The 22484-nt window shown below is 55.3% G+C and carries 18 protein-coding genes and 1 tRNA gene; 4 read left to right on the top strand and 15 right to left on the bottom strand.

Annotation, left to right across the window (positions count from 1 at the left end):
* Positions 1 to 72: 72 nt before the first annotated feature.
* Both G5380_RS11885 and G5380_RS11880 read left to right on the top strand, forming a co-directional pair.
* On the top strand, positions 73 to 330 hold the full coding sequence (locus G5380_RS11885) for an AlpA family phage regulatory protein (protein ID WP_335832636.1): 258 nt from the start codon (positions 73 to 75) through the stop codon (positions 328 to 330).
* Between the two features lie 14 nt (positions 331 to 344).
* The gene (locus G5380_RS11880; protein ID WP_421352778.1) at positions 345 to 3218 is read left to right on the top strand and encodes a DUF927 domain-containing protein; all 2874 of its coding nucleotides are present in this window, start codon (positions 345 to 347) and stop codon (positions 3216 to 3218) included.
* Positions 3219 to 3661: 443 nt separating this feature from the next.
* Here G5380_RS11880 and G5380_RS11875 read toward each other — a convergent pair whose 3' ends face one another.
* Together G5380_RS11875 and G5380_RS11870 are read right to left on the bottom strand one after the other, a co-directional pair.
* Positions 3662 to 4615 (bottom strand): hypothetical protein, encoded by a 954-nt coding sequence (locus G5380_RS11875; protein ID WP_421352777.1) that lies wholly within the window; start codon positions 4613 to 4615, stop codon positions 3662 to 3664.
* Positions 4616 to 5209: 594 nt separating this feature from the next.
* Positions 5210 to 5542, bottom strand: a complete 333-nt coding sequence (locus G5380_RS11870) for a hypothetical protein (RefSeq protein ID WP_421352776.1) — start codon at positions 5540 to 5542, stop codon at positions 5210 to 5212.
* 188 nt (positions 5543 to 5730) lie between these two features.
* Here G5380_RS11870 and G5380_RS11865 point away from each other — a divergent pair, with 188 nt between their 5' ends.
* The gene (locus G5380_RS11865) at positions 5731 to 6366 is read left to right on the top strand and encodes a hypothetical protein (protein ID WP_335832632.1); all 636 of its coding nucleotides are present in this window, start codon (positions 5731 to 5733) and stop codon (positions 6364 to 6366) included.
* Between the two features lie 116 nt (positions 6367 to 6482).
* Here the strand turns inward: G5380_RS11865 and G5380_RS11860 are convergent, their stop codons facing one another.
* The 7 genes from G5380_RS11860 to G5380_RS11830 form a co-directional block, all read right to left on the bottom strand.
* The gene (locus G5380_RS11860; protein ID WP_421352775.1) at positions 6483 to 7085 is read right to left on the bottom strand and encodes a hypothetical protein; all 603 of its coding nucleotides are present in this window, start codon (positions 7083 to 7085) and stop codon (positions 6483 to 6485) included.
* A gap of 20 nt (positions 7086 to 7105) precedes the next feature.
* Positions 7106 to 7888 (bottom strand): hypothetical protein, encoded by a 783-nt coding sequence (locus tag G5380_RS11855; protein WP_421352774.1) that lies wholly within the window; start codon positions 7886 to 7888, stop codon positions 7106 to 7108.
* 217 nt (positions 7889 to 8105) lie between these two features.
* Entirely contained in the window at positions 8106 to 9074 is a 969-nt protein-coding gene (locus G5380_RS11850) for an Abi family protein (RefSeq protein WP_279491492.1), read from the bottom strand.
* Positions 9074 to 10861 carry a restriction endonuclease subunit S gene (locus G5380_RS11845; RefSeq protein ID WP_421352773.1) on the bottom strand — a complete coding sequence of 596 codons (1788 nt, stop codon included), beginning with the start codon at positions 10859 to 10861 and terminating at the stop codon, positions 9074 to 9076. Before G5380_RS11845 ends, G5380_RS11850 begins: the two co-directional genes overlap by 1 nt.
* Positions 10861 to 12348 (bottom strand): N-6 DNA methylase, encoded by a 1488-nt coding sequence (locus G5380_RS11840; protein WP_421352772.1) that lies wholly within the window; start codon positions 12346 to 12348, stop codon positions 10861 to 10863. Before G5380_RS11840 ends, G5380_RS11845 begins: the two co-directional genes overlap by 1 nt.
* Before the next feature lie 120 nt (positions 12349 to 12468).
* On the bottom strand, positions 12469 to 14916 hold the full coding sequence (gene hsdR / locus G5380_RS11835; protein WP_421352771.1) for an EcoAI/FtnUII family type I restriction enzme subunit R: 2448 nt from the start codon (positions 14914 to 14916) through the stop codon (positions 12469 to 12471).
* 140 nt (positions 14917 to 15056) lie between these two features.
* Positions 15057 to 15614, bottom strand: a complete 558-nt coding sequence (locus tag G5380_RS11830; protein WP_263085157.1) for a recombinase family protein — start codon at positions 15612 to 15614, stop codon at positions 15057 to 15059.
* Positions 15615 to 15855: 241 nt separating this feature from the next.
* Between G5380_RS11830 and G5380_RS11825 the strand changes: the two genes are divergently transcribed.
* A complete protein-coding gene (locus tag G5380_RS11825) occupies positions 15856 to 16071 on the top strand; it encodes a hypothetical protein (protein ID WP_130632757.1) in 216 nt (71 codons plus the stop codon).
* 62 nt (positions 16072 to 16133) lie between these two features.
* Here the strand turns inward: G5380_RS11825 and G5380_RS11820 are convergent, their stop codons facing one another.
* The 6 genes from G5380_RS11820 to potA all read right to left on the bottom strand — a co-directional run bounded on the left by G5380_RS11820 (position 16134) and on the right by potA (position 22445).
* The gene (locus G5380_RS11820) at positions 16134 to 18287 is read right to left on the bottom strand and encodes a nuclease-related domain-containing protein (RefSeq protein WP_421352770.1); all 2154 of its coding nucleotides are present in this window, start codon (positions 18285 to 18287) and stop codon (positions 16134 to 16136) included.
* Between the two features lie 273 nt (positions 18288 to 18560).
* A tRNA-Pro gene (locus tag G5380_RS11815) sits at positions 18561 to 18637 on the bottom strand.
* Between the two features lie 155 nt (positions 18638 to 18792).
* The gene (locus tag G5380_RS11810) at positions 18793 to 19497 is read right to left on the bottom strand and encodes an MOSC domain-containing protein (protein WP_201990884.1); all 705 of its coding nucleotides are present in this window, start codon (positions 19495 to 19497) and stop codon (positions 18793 to 18795) included.
* A gap of 49 nt (positions 19498 to 19546) precedes the next feature.
* A complete protein-coding gene (locus G5380_RS11805) occupies positions 19547 to 20392 on the bottom strand; it encodes an ABC transporter permease subunit (protein WP_374995764.1) in 846 nt (281 codons plus the stop codon).
* Positions 20389 to 21294, bottom strand: a complete 906-nt coding sequence (locus tag G5380_RS11800) for an ABC transporter permease subunit (RefSeq protein WP_216952653.1) — start codon at positions 21292 to 21294, stop codon at positions 20389 to 20391. Before G5380_RS11800 ends, G5380_RS11805 begins: the two co-directional genes overlap by 4 nt.
* Positions 21291 to 22445 carry a polyamine ABC transporter ATP-binding protein gene (potA, locus tag G5380_RS11795; protein ID WP_216952652.1) on the bottom strand — a complete coding sequence of 385 codons (1155 nt, stop codon included), beginning with the start codon at positions 22443 to 22445 and terminating at the stop codon, positions 21291 to 21293. The genes G5380_RS11800 and potA overlap by 4 nt, the downstream gene beginning before the upstream one ends.
* Between the last annotated feature and the right edge of the window lie 39 nt (positions 22446 to 22484).

The following is a 22484-nucleotide window of genomic DNA, read 5'->3' as shown; positions in this document are numbered from 1 at the left end:
TACCGGACTATGACCCCACCTTTTTTCCCCTCCTAATGGCCTCCGACACTTGAGAACAAGCCAGGAGGCTCTATGTCAGTTGTAAACCACGATGTAACCGCAGAACGGGCCGCTATCTTGGCCATTTACGGCGAGTCTGAGCGGCTGTGCCGCGAGTCTGAACGCAAGCAGATCACGACCATTTCCCGCTCCCGTGCTTGGGAACTGGAGCGGCAAGGCAAATTCCCGACGCGCAGGAAATTGGGGAGCAACAGTTGCGCCTGGTTGTTATCGGATTTGCTGCTTTGGCTGCATCAGCAACCGGAAGCCAATCAGAACAAGCCTGTCTAAGGAGGCTTGCATTGATGGCAACCAGCAAGGAAAAGAAGGGCTCCCATTTCGTTTCTGACACAATCGCAGCAGCCACCGGGCAATGGTTTGAGGTGTTAGCGAGACTGGGTATCGACGCGCCACCCCACAAGCGGCATGGGCCTTGCCCTAGCTGCGGCGGTGAAGACCGCTTTCGCTTCGATGATAAGGAGGGGCGTGGCACCTGGCTTTGTAGCCAATGCCCACCCAATAGTAAATCGACTACTGCGGCGGGGGACGGGCTGGACCTGGTCTGCCGTGTAACTGGCAAGAACGCCAAGGAGGCTACCGAGCTGGTCGCCGGTGCGCTGGGTTTGTCATCGGGTGGGCTCGATGAGGGTGAGCTCGAGCGTCTGCGCAGGCAGCAACAAGCCCACACCGAGACCGAGACCGAGACCGAGACCGAGACCGAGACCGAGACCGAGACCGAGACCGAGACCGAGCGTAAGCAGGCGGAGCAGCAGCGCAAGAGCGCGGCTAGTCGCGCTGCTGGCATCATGCGTGACGCTACCCAAGGAGTATGCCCCTACCTCGAAGGTAAGGGGCTCCACGGCGTGACGGTGGCGCTAACCCAGCGCGCCATTGACTTTGGTAATGTGAACTTCCCGTCTGGCTCGCTGATTGTACCGCTCGTTGTTGAGGTGGGCGGGGCCCCGGTTAACGTGCAGCTTATCGATGGTCAGGGAAGCAAGCGGTATCTGGCCGGAGGCCAAAAAGCGGGTGCCTTTCACCACATTACGGGTGGGCCCGTGGCTGCAGTGGGTGAGGGCTATGCCACTGGTCTTAGTTTTCAACTTGCAAGCGGAGCTAGCATCTACTGTGCGATGGATGCCGGGAACCTGCTGGCTGTTGCCCAGTATGTGCGGAAAGTGGTGAATCCGGAGTTGTTGATCCTGTTCGCCGATAATGATGCCCACCACCCCAGCAATCCCGGCAAAACCAAGGCCGAGCAAGCTGCTGCTACCGTAGGAGGGTGGGCAATCATGCCGCCCGAGCCCGGCGACTGGAATGATTATCTCCAGGTCCATGGGCTGAACAAGGCAAGGGCCGCAGTCATGCGCCAGATTGAAGAGGCCAAAGATGCCGACCAAAAGGAAGAGCTCCCCTGGCAGGCTGAGGTTATCCCGCTGCGGGCGGAGGTTAATACCGAGCATGACGATCTGCCGGAGGGGTTCCATATTCGTGACGGAAAACTGTATGGGCTGGAATGGATGGGGCGGGGTGAAAACGCCAGCCAGGAAGAAGTCCTGTTAGCGTCCGAGTTACGGGTTTTGGCTGAGACAGCCGACGAGAACGGGCTCGGGCATGGCCGCCTGTTGGAGTGGAAGGATAGCACTGGCCGCACCCGGCAATGGGCCATGCCGATGCGATCCTTGGTCCCACGCCGCCGGGAGGAGGTGGTCGCCTCCCTGCTTGATGCCGGGTTACCGTATGTGAATATGGACAAGCTCAGCAGGTTTGCCGCTTACCTAATGGCCTGCCAGCCCGACAAGCGGGTGACTTGTGTCGAACGCACCGGCTGGCATGGCTGCACCTATGTGCTGCCGGGTGGCAACCTGGGGCCGGATGCCGAGTCGGTGATCCTTCAGACCACTGGTTTTGTGGGGAGTGACTTTGCTATTTCCGGCACCCTGGATGAGTGGCAACAACAGATTGCGGCACTGGCCATTGGCAACTCTCGCTTGGTCTTTGCCCTGTCGCTGGCCTTTGCTGCCCCTCTGCTGTCACTGCTTGGTATGGAGGGGGGCGGGTTCCACCTCAAGGGCGAGAGCACAGATGGCAAGACCACCATTATGAAGGCCGCAGCGAGTGTCTACGGACAGCCCGACCGCTATATCCACACCTGGCGGGCAACCGGTAACGCTATCGAAGGGATCGCGAATCGCCGCAACGATGCCCTGCTCTGTCTGGACGAAATAGGGGAGCAGGCCGGGAAAGAGGTAGGGCAAACCGCCTACATGCTGGCGAACGGTCAGGGCAAGGGACGCAGCCAGCAAGATGGGGAATTGCGCGAGCGTAAGGCTTGGCGCTTGCTGTTCCTCTCTACGGGTGAGTTGAGCCTTGAGGACCATGCCGCCGAGGCCGGCAAGCGAACCCAGGCGGGGATGGAAGTGCGTACCATACAGATTCCGAGTGACACCGGCCAGTATGGCGCGTTTGAACTGCTCCACGGCCAGCCAGATGGACGCGCTTTTGCCGATGCGCTCAACGGTGCCAGCAAACACCAGCACGGTACGGCCTTTCGTACCTATATCGCAGCATTTGCCGAAGAGTTGGACAAACACCGTGATCGACTGAAAGTCGAGATCAGGCGGCTGGCGGACGAATTGACCCCAAAGGGGGCGGGTAATCAGGTCGGCCGGGCTATCAACCGGTTTGCCCTAGTGGCCGCGGCTGGTGAACTGGCGACCGAGCTGGGGATCACCAGTTGGCCGTCAGGGGAGGCTCTTCGCGCCGCGCGTGTATGCCTGCAAGCGTGGCTGGATGAAAGGGGTCACCTTGGCAACCATGAGGAGGTCACCATTCTCCGGCAAATCCAAGGCTTCGTGATCGCCAACCAGTACACCCGCTTTGCTGACTTGGGCGATCCCAATCACCGCCCTGCCAACATGGTGGGCTATCGTAAAAACCCCGGTGTGGGAAGTGATACCGTGGAGTTCTGGATATTGCCGAGCTGTTGGAAGGAGATGACCCGAGGGCACGCTCCACAGAAAGTCGCTCGCCTGTGTGCTAACAAGGGGTGGCTGATGCCAGTTGGAAGTGAAAATAGGCTCCAGCTATTAAGGCCTCTCCCTACCGGCAAGCGTGGGCGTGTTTATGTGCTGACGGGCGCTGTACTCGGTGAGAGTGTCGAGGGCCTGGAGGACTGAGGGCCGGCCAAATAGGCACGGGGTCGCCAGGGACGGCCCTATTTTTTCTTGCGCGTACACATGGAGGATAAAAACAGTGGTTCCAGTGGTTCATGTCCTCTATATCCCTATCCCATAAGGTTCTTATCTGAACCACTGGTATAAATATGACTGGTTCAACACTGGTTCACAGGTGGAACAATCCGAGATCTTTTTTAGACACTCATCTGTCAGCCCATCTATAAAGTTCGAACTGCTGGCGATAAAATCCATTACCTATGTAGCCCAGCGGTAAAGCACCCTCCCTGTAAGCGGGAGGTCGCGGGTTCAATCCCCTTCGCCAGCACCAGAATTTTCGCCTGAATTTATAGGCTTGTTTCATCTTCCACACAAAGCGCTCCCAGCCGACTCCATTGCAAGCGGGGCAGATGGTGCGCTTCATTTATTGAGTAATTTCATCAATCTCAATCATAGCCGCCCGAAAAATCCTCAAAGAATATATCCTCTATTTCCTCATGCTCCTGAAACTTGCGGGAGATAGTGTCCCTGTCCGCTATTGTCACTCCGTTTTTGAAATTTAGTTCTTGTGCGCGATTCAACGCTGCTTCGCGGTCGAAACCGAAGTTAAAAGTGGTTGCTTTCCCCGTTCGGCTCCCTTCTTGAACGAGCACAGGGATGAATGTTTCATTAGGACCGTTTGGCACCCACGGTACATACAGGCATGTTCGTTTTGGGCGCTCAACTCCCGTCAACTCCATAAGAAAGCGATCCGTCAGCGATTCAGGGTTATGTGGAGCACTTGCCCAGCCAGTGTAGGGCGTACCATCATCGTCGAAACGAAGTGACTGGTAGCTAAATCGGCGCTCTCGCTCTGGGTAATACTCACCCATCGTATAGGTTTCACTCAACCACCACAGGAAAATGGTGGTTGTCCGATCAGCGGAAGTGGCGATGATAGGGGTTGTAGCCGTCCAAGGGTGCTGCGACCTCAGTGGAGTTATACTGGGGAGGAATATATCTATTTGAGGTTGGAGTTCATCCGGCTGGGAGTAATTAAAACGGAGGCCTCGCATGCGGTTACCAGTGCGGGCCAAAACTGATCGGACTAAAGCGGTTGCAGTCTTGTGCCGACAAGAGTCGCGATTGCGGAACCAAACAAGATGATTGGTTGCCTCCTGACCATTAGTGACAACCCTCGCAATGCCGAAGAATGCCCCATACCAATTACCCCATTGAGTTTCGGGCTCTTCTGGCACAACAGCGGTCATGGCGTTCCAGTCGCGAAATCCGCACGAATGCGATATCACATCCAGCCACTGACTGTGCTTTGGCGGTTCGGGAAATGTTGGAACAAGTGAACATGAAGCCTTGAGATAAGCTGCAATCTGTTTGGCTTCAAAAGATGTAAATTGGGACATACCTTACTCCTCGCATGAGCACGCGATAGAACAGGGCCTCCCATTCCCGTTCAGTGCTCAGTTGTGGAGCAAAGACCGAGGATAAAACGCAACATCAAGGATTCACCGTACCTAGTCTACAGGTGGGAGGGGCTGGCTCCTTTGGCCAAACTCGATGATATGGCATTTGATCTCGACAAACAACAATCACACCGGGCAACGGCTTTGTTCAGACACCTTCCCTTGGTAATAACGGGTCGTAGCTGGGCTACGCCGATATTGGTGCTGCTGACTGCTCTAGTCAAACATCTGTCCAATGACCGTGGTTCTGAAAGCCAATTGGCCCGCGTATGGATCAAGGGTGGATCTCTTGATGGCATGAACCGATGCTTGGGACATGGAACCTGCCATCTTGGCTGGGGTGGTTCCAGCTCAAATCCAGTAGTGGCACGGAGGTGCGGGGTATTGGAACCAGAGAACCACCAGAACCAGGTGTTTTTGTTTACCACTACAAAGACGAGCCAAAACCAATTAGCCGAGTAATCGGAAGAGAAGCTGGCTGCCTAGCCAAATGCTGTACACCAGCCCAGCACATCTCCCGAGTTACCAACCTGTTTACCAGTTGATCGTCCGATATGCTGCGAGGCGGGCTCTTTCGACCACCTCTTCAACAATGATCCGCGTATAAGCCTCAAGGATCTTCGAATCTGAATGCAAGGCTCTTGGTGGCAACGCTGATTTCCATTCGTTTATGAGCAGTACATTGGTTTCATCCGGCAGTCCTTCGACAGCTCTCTGCGCTCTAAAATCAAAGTCCCCCTGAACGGGGTAGTCACTTTGATAGCCGCCTTCGAAAATCTGGCGCTTCAGCTCACACCAAGCGTTGGAATTAAAGTGTGCGACAGCATTGATAGCACTTCGTAAAAGTCTCTTTTCCACACAGTTCATATGATGAACTCCTGATAAATAGCGCATCCCCGGTGCGCCGCTGCATACAAAATCTAGCGCAATACTGTCGCGACTGGTCGCATAATGTAAGAGCATGATTTTAATTTAAAATTTTGATTACCCTGTCTAAAAAACCATGCTCAGCGCGTATAGTTTCCAAATGATTTAGATAAAAACGGTGGTCGCAGATGGGTGGCTTCGGAAGCGGGCGGCGGTATGGCAGCGGCAAACACACAACCAGTAGCAAACTGGAGCTCGATGTTCGGCGACTACATCGCGAGGGCTTGCTGGCCCCTGGTCAGAGCATTGATTGGAGGTGGCTGTTCACCAGCGGCAAAGAGGCTAGCATTCATATCCGCAGTGACCATGGTCGGTTGATACTCAACTACCACCATCGTTGTGATGATGGCCCGTGGCAGGTTGTTGAAGAGACCGTGTATCTGGAGTGGACGGGTTTGCACTTCGGTGGAGGGCGGCCCTGGTTCCGCTGTCCGAAGCTGAACTGTGGACGACGTGTGGCGAAACTGTTTGGTGCCGAATGCTTTGCTTGCCGACATTGCCAACGCTTGGCTTATGAGTGCCAGCGAGAGAATCTTGAAGACAGGGCAACAAGACAAGCAGCGAAGATCCGGAAAAAACTGGAGTGGGCCACGAACGGCGATAGGGCAAAACCAAAAGGAATGCACTGGCGTACCTATGAGCGGCTAAAAGCGGCGCATGACGCCTATATCAAGGCTGCTTGGGACGAGAAGATGAAACGGGACGAGTGGGCGGACCAAGTATTCGAGAGACTGCTGGCATTTGAGCGCGCCCTTACCACCTAACCCGCTCGGCCCCACTCGGTCGGTTCATTACCTGGAGCCAGATGAAGTTTTGGCGAGAAACCGCCAGTAAAGTCATCTGGCTCTACCAGGTTGGCTATCCCAAGCCAACCACAGGATCAACGATGGCTCATCTCTTTGATCCAACGGCCAATGCCATCAGGATCGGCAAGCAGCTGAGCGAGCGGCAGATGGTTGGAGCACAAGGCGAGCTGGCCGCACTCCTCACTTTGCTTCCAATCCGGTTGATGAAGGGGCCAAGGCACCGGGCGCCACAGCTCATCGAAATGCTTGTCGCTATCTTCCAGACAACGGAAAAGACTCACTTCAACAATGGCTTGGCCATCAAGTTGCAGAGGGTCTGGCTGGCCTTTTACTCCTGCCCGCAGCACTGAGGTATGGCGAAAATCGCTATCAATGTAAAGGCGGAAAGCCAGAGTGATATCGTTCTTTTCGGCCGTATCGCCACCCCAATCACGGTAACAATGGGTAGAAGCAAACAGTGGCAGATAGTCCCATGCCCAACTGCTGGAAGGGCGGGTTCCCGAGCGGCAGGGGCGGCTATTTTCGCTGGGATCCCAGTACCAGAACTCGGCGTCCAGCGCCTGACTGGCGATCTGATCGAATAGCGGGAGGATACGCTGGTAGAAACCGGCTGCGAGTCGGTGGGCTTGTTGCAGTTGGGTAACCAGCTGGGTGGTCTGTTCAAGATCGTGTTGCATGGCGACATCCTTAGCCAAAGTCAGTTATTCAAAAAAGAGAAATCGGGGCGAGAGAGGTGCAATGTCCCGGCATAGTCGAGCAGGGCAGCCCAACCAGTAGGCTCAGCCGGTGGGGGAGTTTCTCGCTCTGACATCACCCCGTAATCCAGATCCAGCCGCCCTGCGTAGGCAAACAACGGCGCCCATTCAGGCACCACCGGGGCCATACCAAACAACTCAAACGCCTGCAGCCACTCATCGCGAATGGCGCGGTCCTGACGGCAGGATTCAAACTCGTCGGAGGCTTGCAGGTAGCGGCGCAGTGGATCCCATTCACGCAAGGTCATCTGGACAAAGCGTTCGGGCAGCTCTGGGCGAATCAGCGGGGCGACAGGGATATTACCAAGCGCAACGTAATAGAGCCGGTCTTCATAGTCATCAAACTCGGCTTCGCTGACCACAGCATTGACCTGTGCCAGCCACTGCTCCCGATACTGGTCACCACCGAACGGGGGCTTCACCTCGATAACCACCAGGGCGTCGTCAAAGTGGAGCAGCACATCGGGTTCGACATAACGGCGATCCTGCAGCGATACCAGTTTTGGCCACAGCTCCAGCCGTTGAAAGGTGGCCGGGTCTAGCGGATTGTCACCGAGTAGAAAGCGCAGCACGGCACCCAGAGCACCGTCCGAGAGGTGGGGCAGACGGCCGAAGAAGGTGGCGGTCAGCAGATCTTCGCTGCCTTTAAACAGGTCGCGCCAGCGCAGGGATTCCCCTTCCCGCTCGATACGCCCAGCCTTGCCATGCAGGATTGCATGTAGCATCGCAACTCCTTGTAATATTGATATTTCAAGCAGGCTCTCACGTAGCTGAAGAGCCTTTGAGATCCTGCTTTAATACCCACTCGACTACCACTCTATCCGTCACAAAATGGGGTAAAAAAGTTTGACTGAATGGAGGTTCCCCCCTATTCTTCTCCGCAACACGACCCCGGCCTCTTGGTTGCTTCGCAACTTACGCTGGGGTTCTTATTTGGTGGATTTACCACCACTCCTGCCAGTTCTCTATGTACCCCATATTTGCCAACCCCAGCTTGCGCACCGACTTTTGTGTGGGGAACGTCAGCAGATGATCCCGCAGGCGCAGATGCCACTGGGTATTCGGGCAAATCACCTTGAGTAGATGCCGTGTGATGGCCAGCAACACGAATGGCTTGGCAAGCCGCTCATCGTCTTTTGCCAGGAAATCGCACCACGCTACCTCTCTGGGCTTGGGCAACTTCACCTGTGTCGTCACGTTGCGGTTCCAGAGGCGGCTATGATGGGCGCAGATATTGCGCAGGTAACTGAGACCGTAGATCCAGCTGGCAAACACCTGCCAGTCCAGACCGTATTTGCTGGCGATATGCTGCTGATCCGACACCTTCATCATGCCGATCAACTGCGAGATGGCGCCAAAATCAAATACCTCCACCGCCACCCAGATCGGTAGCTCCTCACCATGGCGCTGATGGTAGTGGCGCACAAAATCCTCTTTTGAGCGCTTTACCAGCCCCCGGTATTTATCCATCCACGCCTCAAAGCGGGTCTGGTGACACCCCCTGAATGCGGGCTGCCGGATAAAGCTGGGGTGGAAGTAGCTGCGATCGAGGTGAGCAAAGGTATTTCGCTTGCCAAGGTGATAGGCAAGATCGACCCGCAAGGCCACCTCGATCCGCTCCAGCGCATCCACTACCAGCAGGCGCAGCTTCTTGTCGAACAGATAGAGCTCCACCGCATCCAGCAGATGGGTGTCGGGGCAAAACTGATCGGTTGCCCTGGTCTCCCGTTTGCTTTCACCCTCAGCCGCAGGCTCAAAGCGGCGAAATGGATACCAGTAGCCGCTTAAACGGTAATAGCCGATGCGCTCCAGATAACTCAGTGCGGCATCCCGGTCGCTGACCGTAATACCGCGCTCAATCAGTTGATCCAGTTGCTGTTGATAGCTAAGCCAAGGGCGAGCGTAGGGCATCAGGCAAGGGCTCCTTCCGCCAGCGACTCGGCCAAGGCAAGTTGGGTCTGCTGGTTGGTTTGCAGGCGGGATTTAAGTTGATCGCAGAGGGTCATCAGTTCATCGACTTTAGCGACGATGCGATGCTGCTCTGTTATCGATGGTAGTGGTAATACAATCGAAGATATATGGCCTTGATTGACCGTTTTTTGCCCTGCAGTACTGATAAAAAGATCCGCGATCTTAGAGCGAACAATATTGCTAGAACCAAGTAGAGATAGATATCGAGTATTAAACACCTCTACCAAGAAGCGCATTCTGATAAAGTGATCACAGTAAATAGCATCATAGTTTTCATCACAACCAATAAACCTACCCACGATATCAGAGCTACCATTCACACGAATTATTAATGTATCACCTTTCTCTAACGAGTATTTATCAATCGATTTAGAATCGATAGATAATTCTCTTGTGTCAGCAAGGGATACTTTCCAATCTTTAATATCTGCCAGCCTTAAAACTGTGATAGGGATACCTCCACTATCACCACGACTAGAGGCTCCGTTTTGAAACTGTGGCATCAGCGCACCTAATCTGCACCACTCCCATCCCTTCGGCAGTTCAAACGGCTTTTCGTTTTCACTAATCTCAGGTAGCGGTTTTTCTTTTTTGATTTTCTTCTCTTTGACCAGCAGCGCCTTTTCGGCAGCGATACGTTCCAGTAGAGCTGAAGCGGGTTCATCGCTCGGGTCTTGCGATACCAGCTTACCCATTACTGCCAGTTGCAGGATGGTCTGTTTCAAAGCGTCGATACTGGCCTCGGTGGTAAAGAGGGTATCGAAGTGAGTGCTTAGCCGCGCCCAATTTTGCGCCAGCTTATCGGCGTCGGTGCTGTCGGTCAGGGTCGCCAGCAGGGTCTCCACCAGCGTCTGATGGGCCGACAGCTGAGATTCGCTACGCTGCTCCAGCTGGTCGCAGAGAGCCATTAACTTCTCACAATTATCAAGTATTCTTTTCTGCTCAGATAATGGTGGTAATGCAATAACCAGATTCTGGATCTGTAATCTGGAGACATTCTTCATAGAGCTACTGGTTCCTCCAGCAACACGAGAGTAATACTCACGAGATGTGCAAGAGCCATTAGCTAAACAAATGTAACTTGAGTTAACAAAATGAGAAAAGCGAAACCTTATTATCTTGTCACTCATCATTAACTTACAAGGCGTGTTAGCGGGGGCTATAACAGCTCTTGCGACAAGTTCTGCGGTATTTGCTCTAGATATAAGGAAGTCTCCTGGCAATACCTCATATTCAGGCTTTGGTTCAAGTGGCTCAGGTAATGCCTTATTTTCTTCAGCTAAAAATTTACCCCATGTAACAGCACTGACTTTTAATACGCCCCATTGCTCATTTTTGCGTGGGGAATTGTCGCACTGCGGGCTCCAACCAGCCTCAGATGTAAGCGATAGCTCATCTAGCCGACACCACTCCCACCCTTCAGGCAGTTCGAATGGCTTATCTTCCTCACCAATTTCCGGCAAGGCTTTAGGCTTTTTAATTTTGCCCTCTTTCACCAACCGCGTCTTTTCGGCGGCAACCCGCTCCAGCAGCACAGAAGCAGGTTCATCGCTCGGGTCTTGCGGTACCAGCTTGCCGCGTACCGCCAGCTCCAGGATCAGCTCGCGCAGCTTTTTGATACCGGTGAGTTCCAGCTTGCTGCTCGTTCCGCGCCCAGCACTGCTTTTGGGGCGCACCGCCGCAGTCCAGAGATCCAGATGGTCGGTAATCAGATTCTCGATCGCCATTATGCCTGTCCCCCTTGCTTGGCCGCACCTTTGCCCAAGGCGTCACCCAGAATGGCTTTTAGCTGGTCACGCAGGGTCTGGATTTCAGCCTGCTCTGTGGCATAGCGCGCCAGCAGCTCGTCCGGATCGTGGCTTATCTGCTCACCGACATGGGGGTTTTTGATATCGAGGTTAAAGTTACGCTCGATAATCGTATCAATGCTGACCTTCCAGGCTTGTTCGTTCTCAACCCGGGCAGCAAAGCCGTCCGCCTCATCGCCCCACCAGGCAATCTCGGCTTCGAACTCCTCGAACTTCATCGGCTTGGTCTTGCTGTAGCTCTTCGCTCCAGCCGGATAGAGGTGCTCGTAGAACCAGACATCCTTGGTGGGCAGGCCCTTGGTGAAGAAGAGGATATTGGTCTTGATACCGGTATAGGGGGCAAACACGCCGTTGGGCAGCCGCACTATGGTGTGCAGGTTGCACTCGCTGGTGAGCAGTTGCTTGATCTTGGTTTTGACCCCTTCGCCAAACAGGGTGCCATCGGGCAGCACCACCGCGGCACGACCGCCCTTTTTCAGCACTTCGATGATCAGCTGCAGGAACAGGTCGGCAGTTTCGCGGGTGCGCAGATCGGCCGGGAAGTTCTGCTCGATGCCATCCTCTTCGGTACCACCAAAGGGCGGGTTGGTGAGGATCACATCGATATCGCTATCCCAGCTCGACAACGGCTTATCGAGAGTGTTGCCGTGGCGGATCTGCACCGGCACCTCGATGCCGTGCAGCAGCATATTGGTAGTGCAAAGGAGGTGCGGCAGCTGCTTCTTCTCGACCCCGAGGATCTGCTTCTGCAGGGTCTGATGGTCTGCAGCGGTCTCGACATAGTGCTCTTTGACATGATCGAAGGCACAGGCGAGAAAGCCGCCGGTGCCGCAGGCCGGATCCATGATCCGCTCGCCGAGTTTGGGGTCGATGCGGTTGACCATAAAGCGGGTGACGGCGCGAGGAGTGTAAAACTCGCCCGCGTTACCGGCGCTTTGCAGGTCACGCAGGATCTGCTCGTAGATGTCGCCAAACAGGTGGCGCTCGCTGCTGTCGGTAAAGTCGATCTCGTTGAGCTTGTTGATCACCTGCTTGAGCAGGGTGCCGTTCTTCATGTAGTTGAAGGCATCAGAGAACGCCTCTTTCACCACATAGCCACGGGGGTTGAGATCGATATTTGCTGGCTGGTTTTTCAGGCTGTCGAACAGGTCATTGTTGACGAAATCGAGCAGAGCATCACCGGTCAGCCCTTCGCTATCGGCCGCCCAGTTGCGCCACAGGAAGCGCTCGGGGATGGGGTAGCGGTAGTTATCCTGCTCAAACTCCAGCTCCTCTTCCTGGGCGTCGAACACTTTCAAAAACAGCAGCCAGGAGAGCTGGCCAAGGCGCTGGGCATCGCCGTCGATACCGGCGTCCTTGCGCATGATGTCCTGAATGGATTTGATAACTGAGCTGATGGATGACATGGAATTCTCTGCTTTTTACACAAATGGTGACGAATACAGGGGCGAATGCGTCAGGAAGATCGATAAAACAAGCGGCCATGATTGGAATGGCCGCATGGTAGTTCAGAAGCAGTCAGGTCGTCAGGCGCTCTGCTGCTCACGGTAAATTTCTTGCTCCAGTTCGGTGATGGCCTGCTCGAACTGTTTGGGGCCACCAAAACCCTTCTTGGCCAACTCCAGCGGACGACCCAACTCGGTAAAGGGAGCGACTTTTAGCGCATCCTTGGTCTCAATCTCGGTCACCCCCTGATCGGCATACTTGTCGAGCAGTCTGGTAAGAACCTGCTGGGCGGTGTCGTTGTACTTGGTGAAGTAGTTGCGCTTTTTGACGTTGTTGGCCCGCTCGCGGCGGGTCAGTGGCGGCTGATCGTATACCACATGGCAGATAAGGTCGAACGGGTCGAGCTCCTTGCCCACTTCCTGCTCCAACACCTCCCACAGCACGCCCGCCTGAGCCAATTCATCCATGATGGCTTGCTTGCGTTCGGCGGCTTGCCAGCGTTTGGTGAAGGCATCGAGGGTGGCAAACTCTTTGAGCAGGGTCTTCTTGGTGTAGTCCTTGAAAGATTCGGTCACCAGTTTGCCGTCGGCATCGTAATACTGCACCCGCTCGGCGATGACGCTGACCGCCACGCCGTTGACATAATACTTGCCGACCCCGGGCTCGGGGCCACCCAGCGGGCCTGCGCCCTGGCCACCATCACTACCGGTTGTGTAGCTGCCGGGTTGTTCATCGACTCCGGGAGCAAACGGATCGTCATTGTCGCCGGGTTCATCGGTTGGCAGCAGATCGGCATCGCCGATGATATCGCCCAAGCCTTCATCCGGATTGTTGATGTCTGCCGGTTTGATCACCATGACACGCTCCGGCTCGCCGTCGAAACGGGGATCGGCAAACAGCTCGGTGGCCTTCTTGAAGTCGAGAATGGTGAACCAGAGCTTGCCGTACTTGTCATCGATGCGGGTACCACGGCCGATGATCTGCTTGAACTTGGTCATGGACTGGATATTTTGGTCCAGCACAACCAGCTTGCAGGTTTTGGCATCGACGCCAGTGGTCATCAGCTCGGAAGTAGTGGCGATGACCGGATAGGGCTTTTTCGGTTCAATGAAGTTCTCAAGCTGCCCCTTACCCAACTCATCATCGCCGGTGATTTTCATGACGTAGCGTTCGTCTTTAGCCATCTGCTCGGGGTTGAGGTTGACCAACGCCCGTCGCATCCGGTCGGCATGATCGATGTCGTTGCAGAACACGATGGTCTTGGCCATCGGGTCGGTTTTCTTGAGGTAGTTGGTGATGGTTTCGGCCACCAGCTGGGTACGCTCGTCGATCACCAGAGTGCGGTCAAAATCCTTCTGGTTATAGATACGGTCTTCAATCAGGTTGCCCTGTTTGTCCATCTGCCCTTTGGTGGGACGCCACCCCTGCAGATCGACATCGATATCGACCCGCACCACCTTGTAGGGAGCAAGAAAACCATCTTCGATCCCCTCTTTGAGGGAGTAGGTATAAACAGGGTCACCGAAATAATCGGTGCTGGAGACGGTTGCGGTCTCTTTGGGCGTGGCAGTGAGACCAATCTGGGTGGCCGATGAGAAGTATTCGAGGATCTCGCGCCAGGCGCTGTCTTCGGCGGCGCTGCCCCGATGGCACTCATCCACCACGATCAGGTCGAAGAAACCGGGTGAGACCTGCTTGAAGGCTTTCTGTGACTCTTCTGGTCCGGTGAGTGCCTGATAGAGGGCAAGGTGGATCTCATAGGCAGGATCGACAGTACGCCCGGTGACCTTGGCCATGGCCGAGCCAAAAGGCTGAAAATCATTACGCTTGGTTTGTTCCACCAGCGCATTCCGATCGGCCAAAAACAGGATGCGCTTCTTGGCGCCCGCCTTCCACAAACGCCAAATGATCTGGAATGCGGTGTAGGTCTTGCCGGTGCCGGTGGCCATCACCAGCAATACCCGATCCTCACCTTTCGAGATGGCTTCTACGGTCTTGTTGATGGCCTGCAGCTGGTAATAGCGGGGAGATTTGCCGCTGCCATCCGAGTAATAGTCCTGACTGATGACAGGCAACTGTGCCTGGGTGTAACCCTTCCAAGTGCAGAGTTTGTCCCAAAGCTGGCCGGGGCTGGGGAAGTCCTCCAGCGCGATCTCGGATTCCAGCTTGGCAGGATTGGTCTTGTCATGAAAAACGAAGCCATCCCCGTTACTGGCAAACACGAACGGCACATCAAGCAGACGGGCATAATCGAGCCCCTGCTGCATCCCCTTGCCAATCTCATGCTTGTTGGCTTTGGCCTCGATCACCGCCAGTGGCAAGCCCATCTTGTGATAGAGCACGATATCGGCCGATTTGACCTTCTTGCGTGCCGCCATCTGGCCGCGCACCACCACCTTGCCATCCCGCAGCTTCACCTCTTGGCGAACCTGGGTCAGGTCATCCCACCCCGCCGCCTTGATGGCAGGCAGAAGATATTTGGAGATGATGTCGGCTTCGGTGAGGGTTGCTTTGTTAATGGGCGACACAGCGCACTCCGGTTTGAAAGAGGACTGGTGCTGATGTTCTCATGAATACGGGGATGTATGGGAGAGTTATGAGTCCAAAACTTGAGCAGGAACATACCTGAAGCGTTATCAAAGGAATAAGCACCTGCATAGATGGCTAATTACGCAGACCGACATGCTCGTTTCACACTGGCGGGCGAAATCCCGAAGTGTTCAGCCGTCAGCTTGATGCTAGCTGAATTCTCTTTGCGCCAATTGACAACGGCAGCATCGTCAATTGTCTTCTCCCGCCCCAGCGCCTTACCTTCTGCCTTCGCCTTGGCAATCCCGGCCATCTGCCGGAGCTTGATGTTTGAACGTTCCAATTCTGCAACAGCGGCCAACATGGTCAGCATGGCTTTGCCAATCGGCGTTGACAGATCAAACCCTTCCCGCAAACTGATGATTGAAACGCCCTTGCCTTGAAGTGCCTCAACCGTATTTAACACGTCGATGGTATTGCGTCCAAGACGGTCTACCGCAGGAACGATCAGCGTGTCTCCCTTGCGTATGAACTTGAACAACTCGGCAAAGCCAGGGCGTTGCAGTGCCTTCACTGCTCCTGATACGCCCTCGTCAGCAAACCAAGTCTCGACCTTGTGAGTCTGCTCAATGCTGTGCCGCTGAGCGCCAATGCTCTGCTCACCCGTACTTACCCTGAGATACCCGATCACTGCCATGATATGCCCCTTTGCTTGGCTCATTATCTATGGCTCTAAATGTAGGTATGGCTCACAATAAAAACAACAGCTTTGAGCCATATTTTTGAAGGGCTGACTCGATGGCTCAAAAGGTACAAACTATGAGCCACCATAAAGATAGTTAGTCTGAGTCCCGTGCCTCCTCAACACACTAAAATATTCAATGTTAGCTGTAGTATTATGAATGCACTCTGCATTGTACCTACTGGGAGAGAACACAATGGGCAATGACAATGATGACCTTATCGACGATTTCGGCGACGAGGACGAGATAGAAGAAACTCTTGAGGAAGAGGCCGAGCGGGAGTATTGGGAAAACCACGATAGTCTCGACAGTGAGTACGACCGCCCAGACCCAGAAGAGGAGCAGCGCAGAGAAGAATATCGCCGCGAACATGGTGGCGGCTTTATGAATGAACGCTGGAACCCATACTAGTTCCGATCAACATATGGTGACGTCGCCAATGACTGGCAAGCATATTTGAGTGATCTTGATATCTAAAGCAAGTCACTCCAGACCCCATCGGACTCGATCAACCTAACAAGAGCTTGCGCACTGAATCCGTCGGCATACAGAGTCTCTACCTCATTCCCAGCCTCAGCCTCATCCATCTCTTCAAACTCCCGCAGATAATGCGGTTCATCGCGCAAAGCGATCTCCATGATCTCGCGGGAGACGACGTGGAACCCATCGACAACCTCACCATCAAATTCAATCGACGTATCCACAACCCAGGCATGCAGGGCTGGCAGAGGATTAACATCACTCAGCAATAGAGCTGAACGCAACCCTTGGTCATTTTGCAGTGCTTGAAGCACAACCGGTTGCTTGCGCTTTAACTGCCTCGCCGCCTTGCGCAGGGTATTGGTTCGATGCAGCCAGACTTCATGGCGAGTTGAACGAATGAAGCCAGACTTGACCTCCAGCAGCAACGCAACCCCATCCAAGTGACAGATCAGGTCCACTTCGCCAGCATCGCGCTCATCACTCAGTGGCGGTTGGTAGCCCACCACGACGTGGAATCCCCTCTGCCTTAGCGCTTCGGCAAGGGTATGTTCAATACGCTCCGTTTCGCTGCGCAAAGCTGGCCTGCGTTGTTCAACACGACGCAGGTTATTCACCGCAGCGGTCAGATTGTTATGTTGACCGGCAACCCAGGGGAACTGAAAACTGTAGCGGCCAATCTTGTAGAACGGCCGCTCGTACAGTCGTGGTGACGGTATGCTTGGCGCTTGCCTTATCTGCGCGGATAGAGCCTGCAGATCACTGGTCCAGAACTTCAGGATGGCTTCGGCCGCCTCGGGGTCGCCCTTGGGATGCTCAGGGCTGACGGTCCAACCACAAATACGACGGATCTTATCTTTCGGTTCCGACCAGGTGATGGGAAAGCGGTTCTCACCATGCACAAGTCCTTCAAAAGCCAATTGACCCAGAGCCTTCACTGCTACACCTGAGTCATCCATATAGCGCAGAAAAGGCTGGAGAAATGCCTGCTCGAAGAACACGGTTGTCAGCTCACTGGCTAATATCGCGTGGTGCAGGGCTACCTCAGCTCCATCGTTCAGTCTGACCCGCTCACCCAACCCGAAAATGGTCTGCAGGTAGAGCTGACTGCGAATGGCTTTTATGTAAGCTAGCTGATTCGCTTCGTGGTTTTCCGGCCTCCCTATGATTGCGCCAGCCATATCGGACGCTGCGAATTGCTCAATCGCGCGGTACATCCAGTAGTGCCAAAGCAACCTGCTTTTTCTCTCAGTACGCTGCCAGCGCTGTGAGCCCAAATCAGTTTTATTGAAGATGACCGGTTGTCCCGGCTTGAGCTGGTAACCGCAATCGCTGTCAAAACAGAACCAATTGATGGAATTCTCGTAATCGATTCGCTCGCGCATAGCGGCAATAAGCAGGGCAACCGATTCGAGGTTGGCAACACACTCTCGCCCCACACCTGACTGTGGAAAAAGGAGTGGCGACAAATGACGCTTGAGAGATCGGCCGAGAACCTCCTCTGTCAGTTGAAAATCACGCTCGGAACAATTCAACAGTTTGCGCGCGATAATCCGATCATAGACATCCCAATCTTCCGCACTGCTGTCTCTATCCTTAGCGGCACCAAGTTGCCCATAAGCTGTCACGCTCAAATAGGAAAGTAGCTCTAATAGCGTAAGCGACTTCAGGTGGGACTCAGCCAGTGCGATGGCTTTATCGAATGGTTCGAGTTGCTCAAGCAAGCGATCACAGACGCCGAAAAATTCGCACCAATCCTTGCTGACGAGATTGTCCCGAAGATGCTGCCAGAGCGGTGAATCGCTGCGTGTAAACAGCTTCGAGTAACGAATCGCCCAACGCAATACATCTGGATGACGAGCGGCCAGATGATCCAGCAGCGCAGTGCTAATAGCATCCTCAAAATGCAAAATACGTCCCAGTGCCAAGCTTGCCAGTTGAGCACCTTCAAGATTGACTGGCTCCCACCAAAAGGATGCGGCAGCCAGTCCGGCAGCACGATTGCGAGTTGTGTATTTGCCGCTCGGACGTTGATCCAGAAAGTCGTGAAGGCACTCATCAAGTGCGGCGAATGGGGCAAGCTGCTGTACATATCCAGCAAAACGAGTCTGGTAAAACTCCTGGCATTGCCGTTCCTGGCCTTGCATATCTGGTGATCCTTTTCCTGCCGTCGAACCTTGATAATCAAAGAGATTGAAATCAGCCGCTCATTTGAGGCCCGCAACGAGTCGGGCAATCTGTATGGAAGGAAATAGTTAGCACGTTTCCCTGAAAGGGGAAACTGCTGATGAGGAGCCAAGAACTGGAAATTACAGATGTGGTAAGCAGGGCGGCAAATCAAAATGCCCCACAAATGCCCCACAGAACTGGGGGACCGGAAAAGCACAAGGGCCTAGCCGAAGCTAAGCCCTTGTTAGATTTGGTCGGTGTGAGAGGATTCGAACCTCCGACCCCTTCGTCCCGAACGAAGTGCGCTACCAAGCTGCGCTACACACCGATGTCTGCGGGACGGGAATTTACCGAAAGCCCAGACCTGACACAAGCCTTTTTTGCATTTTGCAGGAAAAAAAGTGCTGTTCGCTCAACTATTCAGCACTCTTTTCATCCGTTTACCGGGCTGCAGCCAGCTGGTGACATTCCGGTAACCGACTGTCAGGCCAGGCGCAGGGATGCCGGTCCCAGCAGACGGCGCTGCCAGTCAGCCACAGTGCCATGCTCCAGCCAGTCGGCTGCATGCTGGCGCCAGTTGGGGGAAAGGGCCGGATTCTCCAGCAACATCAGCAGATCCGCTTCATTGCGCACCTGATTGAATAGGATATCCGCCGTGCGCTTCACCGTCAGTTCGGGATAGGGTCTGTCTACCAGCTCCATGGCCGACTCCGGCGACACCCTCCCCTCCTCCAGCACCCGCAGCAGCCAGCCACAACGGCCATTCAGTTGTATCACCTGCGACATCTGGCCATAGCCAAAGCGCTGGTTGAGCTTGAAACAGGGGGATCTCGGCTGGCTGATCTGGATCAGCGCCTCGCCGAGTCGATAGACATCGCCAATGCAGGCTTGCACCTCGGTCAGCCCGAGACCGGAGAGGTTCTCGCCAAAGGCGGCAGGTTGCCAGGCTGTACGTGGCGCAGGCAAGCCCAGCGCGGTTTGCCAGGTCTGCCACCAGAGATAGTGATCGGCCGGATAGTAGTGGAGCGCCCGATCCGGGCCACCGTGGTGGCGCGTGTCACACTGCTCATCCCCTTCCAGACCGGCAAAGGTACAGCGAACTGGTGCAGAGATCGGTTGCTTGTGAATGGCGCTGGTGAGGCCGGGCACCAGCTCGGTGCCACGACCACTGAAAAAGGAGATCCGCATACTCATCCTCCGGATTGACGAGAGTAGGCGGATCTTATCATCTGACGAGTCAGGCGACTGCCTGCATCTGGTTGCTCATGGCGATCTCGGCGCGACGGCGCTTCTCCGCCTTGGCCATCAGATACCAGCTGCCGAAGGTAAAGAGCGATACCGACAGCAGGATCAGGCTGGCTACCGCGTTGATCTCGGGTTTCACCCCGAGCCGTACCGCCGAGAAGACCTCCATCGGCAAGGTAGTGGAGCCCGGGCCGGAGACGAAGCTCGCCAGCACCAGATCATCCAGCGACAGGGCGAACGACATCATGCCGCCTGCTGCCAGCGAGGGGGCGATCATCGGGATGGTGATCAGGAAGAACACCTTCCACGGCTTGGCGCCAAGATCCATGGCCGCCTCCTCTATGGAGAGATCCAGCTCCCGCAACCGCGCCGACACAACGATGGCTACGTAGGCGGTACAGAAGGTAGTGTGCGCGATCCAGATGGTCAACATGCCCCGCTCGGCGGGCCATCCCACCAGCTGGGCCATCGCCACGAACAGCAGCAGCAGCGACAGACCGGTGATCACCTCGGGCATCACCAGCGGTGCCGTCACCATGCCACCGAACAGGGTGCGACCACGGAAGTGGGGAATTCGGGTCAGCACGAATGCCGCCACCGTCCCCAGCGCCACCGCGGCGATCGCGGTGTAAAAAGCGATCTCCAGCGAGCGGAACACGGATCCAATCAGCTGCTTGTTGTCGAGCAGGCCGAAGTACCACTTGAGTGACCATCCGCCCCACACCGTCACCAGCTTGGAGGCGTTGAAGGAGTAGATCACCATGATGATCATGGGCAGGTAGATAAACAGCAGCCCAAGCCAGAGCATCAGCTTGGCAAAACCGAAACGTCTCATCATGCCTTGCCCTCCAGCTCTTTGGCCTGGTTACGGTTGAAGAGGATGATCGGAATGATCAGCACCGCCAGCATCACCACCGCCAGTGCAGAGGCGACCGGCCAGTCGCGGTTGTTGAAGAACTCCTGCCATAGCACCTTACCGATCATCAGGGTCTCCGGGCCACCCAGCATTTCCGGAATAACGAACTCCCCCACCACCGGAATAAACACCAGCATGCAGCCGGCGATAATGCCGTTTTTGGAGAGCGGCACAGTGATCTGCCAGAAACGGGTCAGGTTGCGGGCCCCTAGGTCGGAGGCCGCCTCCAGCAGGCTCTGATCGTGTTTGACCAGATTGGCGTAAAGCGGCAGCACCATGAAGGGCAGATAGGAGTAAACGATGCCGATATAGACCGCCAGGTTGGTATTGAGGATCTGCAGCGGTTCGTCAATCAGCCCGATCCCCAGCAAGACGCTGTTGAGCAGGCCGTTGTTACTGAGGATCCCCATCCACGCATAGACCCGGATCAGAATGGCGGTCCAGGTCGGCATCATGATCAGCAACAGCAGAACGGTCTGGGTCTCCTTGTTGGCCCGAGCGATGGAGTAGGCCATCGGATAGCCAATCAACAGGCAGAGCAGGGTGCTGACGAAGGCCATCTTGAGGGAGCCCAGATAGGCTGCGATATAGAGCTCATCCTCCTGCAGCAGCAGGTAGTTCCCCATATTGAGCAGGATGGTGAGCTGATTGTCGGCCCAGCTCACCACGTCGGTGTAGGGCGGGATCGCCACATCCGCTTCCGCAAAACTGATTTTTACCACTATGACAAAGGGCAGCAGGAAGAAGAGGAACAGCCAGAAGAAGGGGATGCCGATCACCAGCCGGCGCCCTCCGCCCCGCTTCAGTCGTTGCAAGATCTTCATGATTGCAGCACCACGCCGCTGTCATCTTCCCAGTAGAGGAACACCTGGTCATCCCAGGTTGGCCGCTTGCCGTGGCGTTCGGCATTGGCGATGAAAGCCTGAACGATTTTGCCCGAGGGCAGCTGGATGTGGTACACCGAGTGTCCGCCCAGATAAGCGATGTCATAGACCTCGCCCTTGGTCCAGTTGAAGTCCGGATGCTCGATTTCGGCCGGCTTTTGCAGGCTCATCAGCAGCTTCTCCGGCCGCAGGGCGTAGGTCACCTTCTTGTTCTCGGCACGGGAGCTGATCCCGTGGCCCACATAGATGGGCTGCTCCAGATCGGCACAGGCGATGATGGCGTGGTCCTGCTCATCCTCCACCAGCAGGCCGTCGAACAGGTTGACGTTGCCGATGAACTCGCACACCAGCCGACTGGCCGGGGTTTCGTAGATATCCATCGGGCTACCGATCTGCTCGATACAACCGTGATGCATGATGGCGATCCGCTCCGCCATGGTCATGGCCTCTTCTTGATCGTGGGTCACCATGACACAGGTAACCCCGACCCGCTCGATGATCTCCACCAGCTCCAGCTGCATCTTGGAGCGCAGCTTCTTGTCGAGCGCCCCCATCGGCTCATCAAGCAGCAGCAACTTGGGACGTTTCGCCAGCGAACGGGCCAGCGCTACCCGCTGGCGCTGGCCACCGGAGAGCTGGTGAGGCTTGCGACGGGCATACTGGGTCATCTGTACCAGCTTGAGCATCTCTTCGACACGGGCGTCGATCTCGGCCTTGGGCAGGCCATCCTGCTTGAGACCGAAAGCAATATTCTGTGCCACCGTCATATGGGGAAACAGGGCGTAGGACTGGAACATCATGTTGATGGGGCGTTCATAGGGGGGCATATCGGTGATATCCACCCCGTCGAGGAACAGACGCCCTTCGGTCGGGCGCTCGAACCCTGCCAGCATCCGCAGCAAGGTCGATTTACCGGAACCGGATCCTCCCAGCAGGGCGAAGATCTCCCCCTTGTGAATATTCAGGGAAACATTATCGACCGCCAGGGTTTCATCGAACTGCTTGCTAACCCTGTCTATTTTTACCAGCACTTCTTTGCGTTGCTGGCTGCCCTCAAGGGCTTTCTTGTAGGCACTGGAGGCTATCGCCATTACCAAACTCCCTAACGTGATACTGGCCTCACGGCCAAT

Source organism: Aeromonas sp. 604443, assembly GCF_049170315.1.
Lineage (GTDB): Bacteria > Pseudomonadota > Gammaproteobacteria > Enterobacterales > Aeromonadaceae > Aeromonas > Aeromonas veronii_A.
This window is presented reverse-complemented; position numbering and strand designations above follow the sequence as displayed.

Excerpts from the sequence above, each read along its gene's own strand:
- G5380_RS11885 (WP_335832636.1), top strand. The coding sequence starts at position 73 with ATGTCAGTTGTAAACCACGATGTAACCGCAGAACGGGCCGCTATCTTG.
- G5380_RS11880 (WP_421352778.1), top strand. The coding sequence starts at position 345 with ATGGCAACCAGCAAGGAAAAGAAGGGCTCCCATTTCGTTTCTGACACA.
- G5380_RS11875 (WP_421352777.1), bottom strand. The coding sequence starts at position 4,615 with ATGTCCCAATTTACATCTTTTGAAGCCAAACAGATTGCAGCTTATCTC.
- G5380_RS11870 (WP_421352776.1), bottom strand. The coding sequence starts at position 5,542 with ATGAACTGTGTGGAAAAGAGACTTTTACGAAGTGCTATCAATGCTGTC.
- G5380_RS11865 (WP_335832632.1), top strand. The coding sequence starts at position 5,731 with ATGGGTGGCTTCGGAAGCGGGCGGCGGTATGGCAGCGGCAAACACACA.
- G5380_RS11860 (WP_421352775.1), bottom strand. The coding sequence starts at position 7,085 with ATGCAACACGATCTTGAACAGACCACCCAGCTGGTTACCCAACTGCAA.
- G5380_RS11855 (WP_421352774.1), bottom strand. The coding sequence starts at position 7,888 with ATGCTACATGCAATCCTGCATGGCAAGGCTGGGCGTATCGAGCGGGAA.
- G5380_RS11850 (WP_279491492.1), bottom strand. The coding sequence starts at position 9,074 with ATGCCCTACGCTCGCCCTTGGCTTAGCTATCAACAGCAACTGGATCAA.
- G5380_RS11845 (WP_421352773.1), bottom strand. The coding sequence starts at position 10,861 with ATGGCGATCGAGAATCTGATTACCGACCATCTGGATCTCTGGACTGCG.
- G5380_RS11840 (WP_421352772.1), bottom strand. The coding sequence starts at position 12,348 with ATGTCATCCATCAGCTCAGTTATCAAATCCATTCAGGACATCATGCGC.
- G5380_RS11830 (WP_263085157.1), bottom strand. The coding sequence starts at position 15,614 with ATGGCAGTGATCGGGTATCTCAGGGTAAGTACGGGTGAGCAGAGCATT.
- G5380_RS11825 (WP_130632757.1), top strand. The coding sequence starts at position 15,856 with ATGGGCAATGACAATGATGACCTTATCGACGATTTCGGCGACGAGGAC.
- G5380_RS11820 (WP_421352770.1), bottom strand. The coding sequence starts at position 18,287 with ATGCAAGGCCAGGAACGGCAATGCCAGGAGTTTTACCAGACTCGTTTT.
- G5380_RS11810 (WP_201990884.1), bottom strand. The coding sequence starts at position 19,497 with ATGCGGATCTCCTTTTTCAGTGGTCGTGGCACCGAGCTGGTGCCCGGC.
- G5380_RS11805 (WP_374995764.1), bottom strand. The coding sequence starts at position 20,392 with ATGATGAGACGTTTCGGTTTTGCCAAGCTGATGCTCTGGCTTGGGCTG.
- G5380_RS11800 (WP_216952653.1), bottom strand. The coding sequence starts at position 21,294 with ATGAAGATCTTGCAACGACTGAAGCGGGGCGGAGGGCGCCGGCTGGTG.
- potA (WP_216952652.1), bottom strand. The coding sequence starts at position 22,445 with ATGGCGATAGCCTCCAGTGCCTACAAGAAAGCCCTTGAGGGCAGCCAG.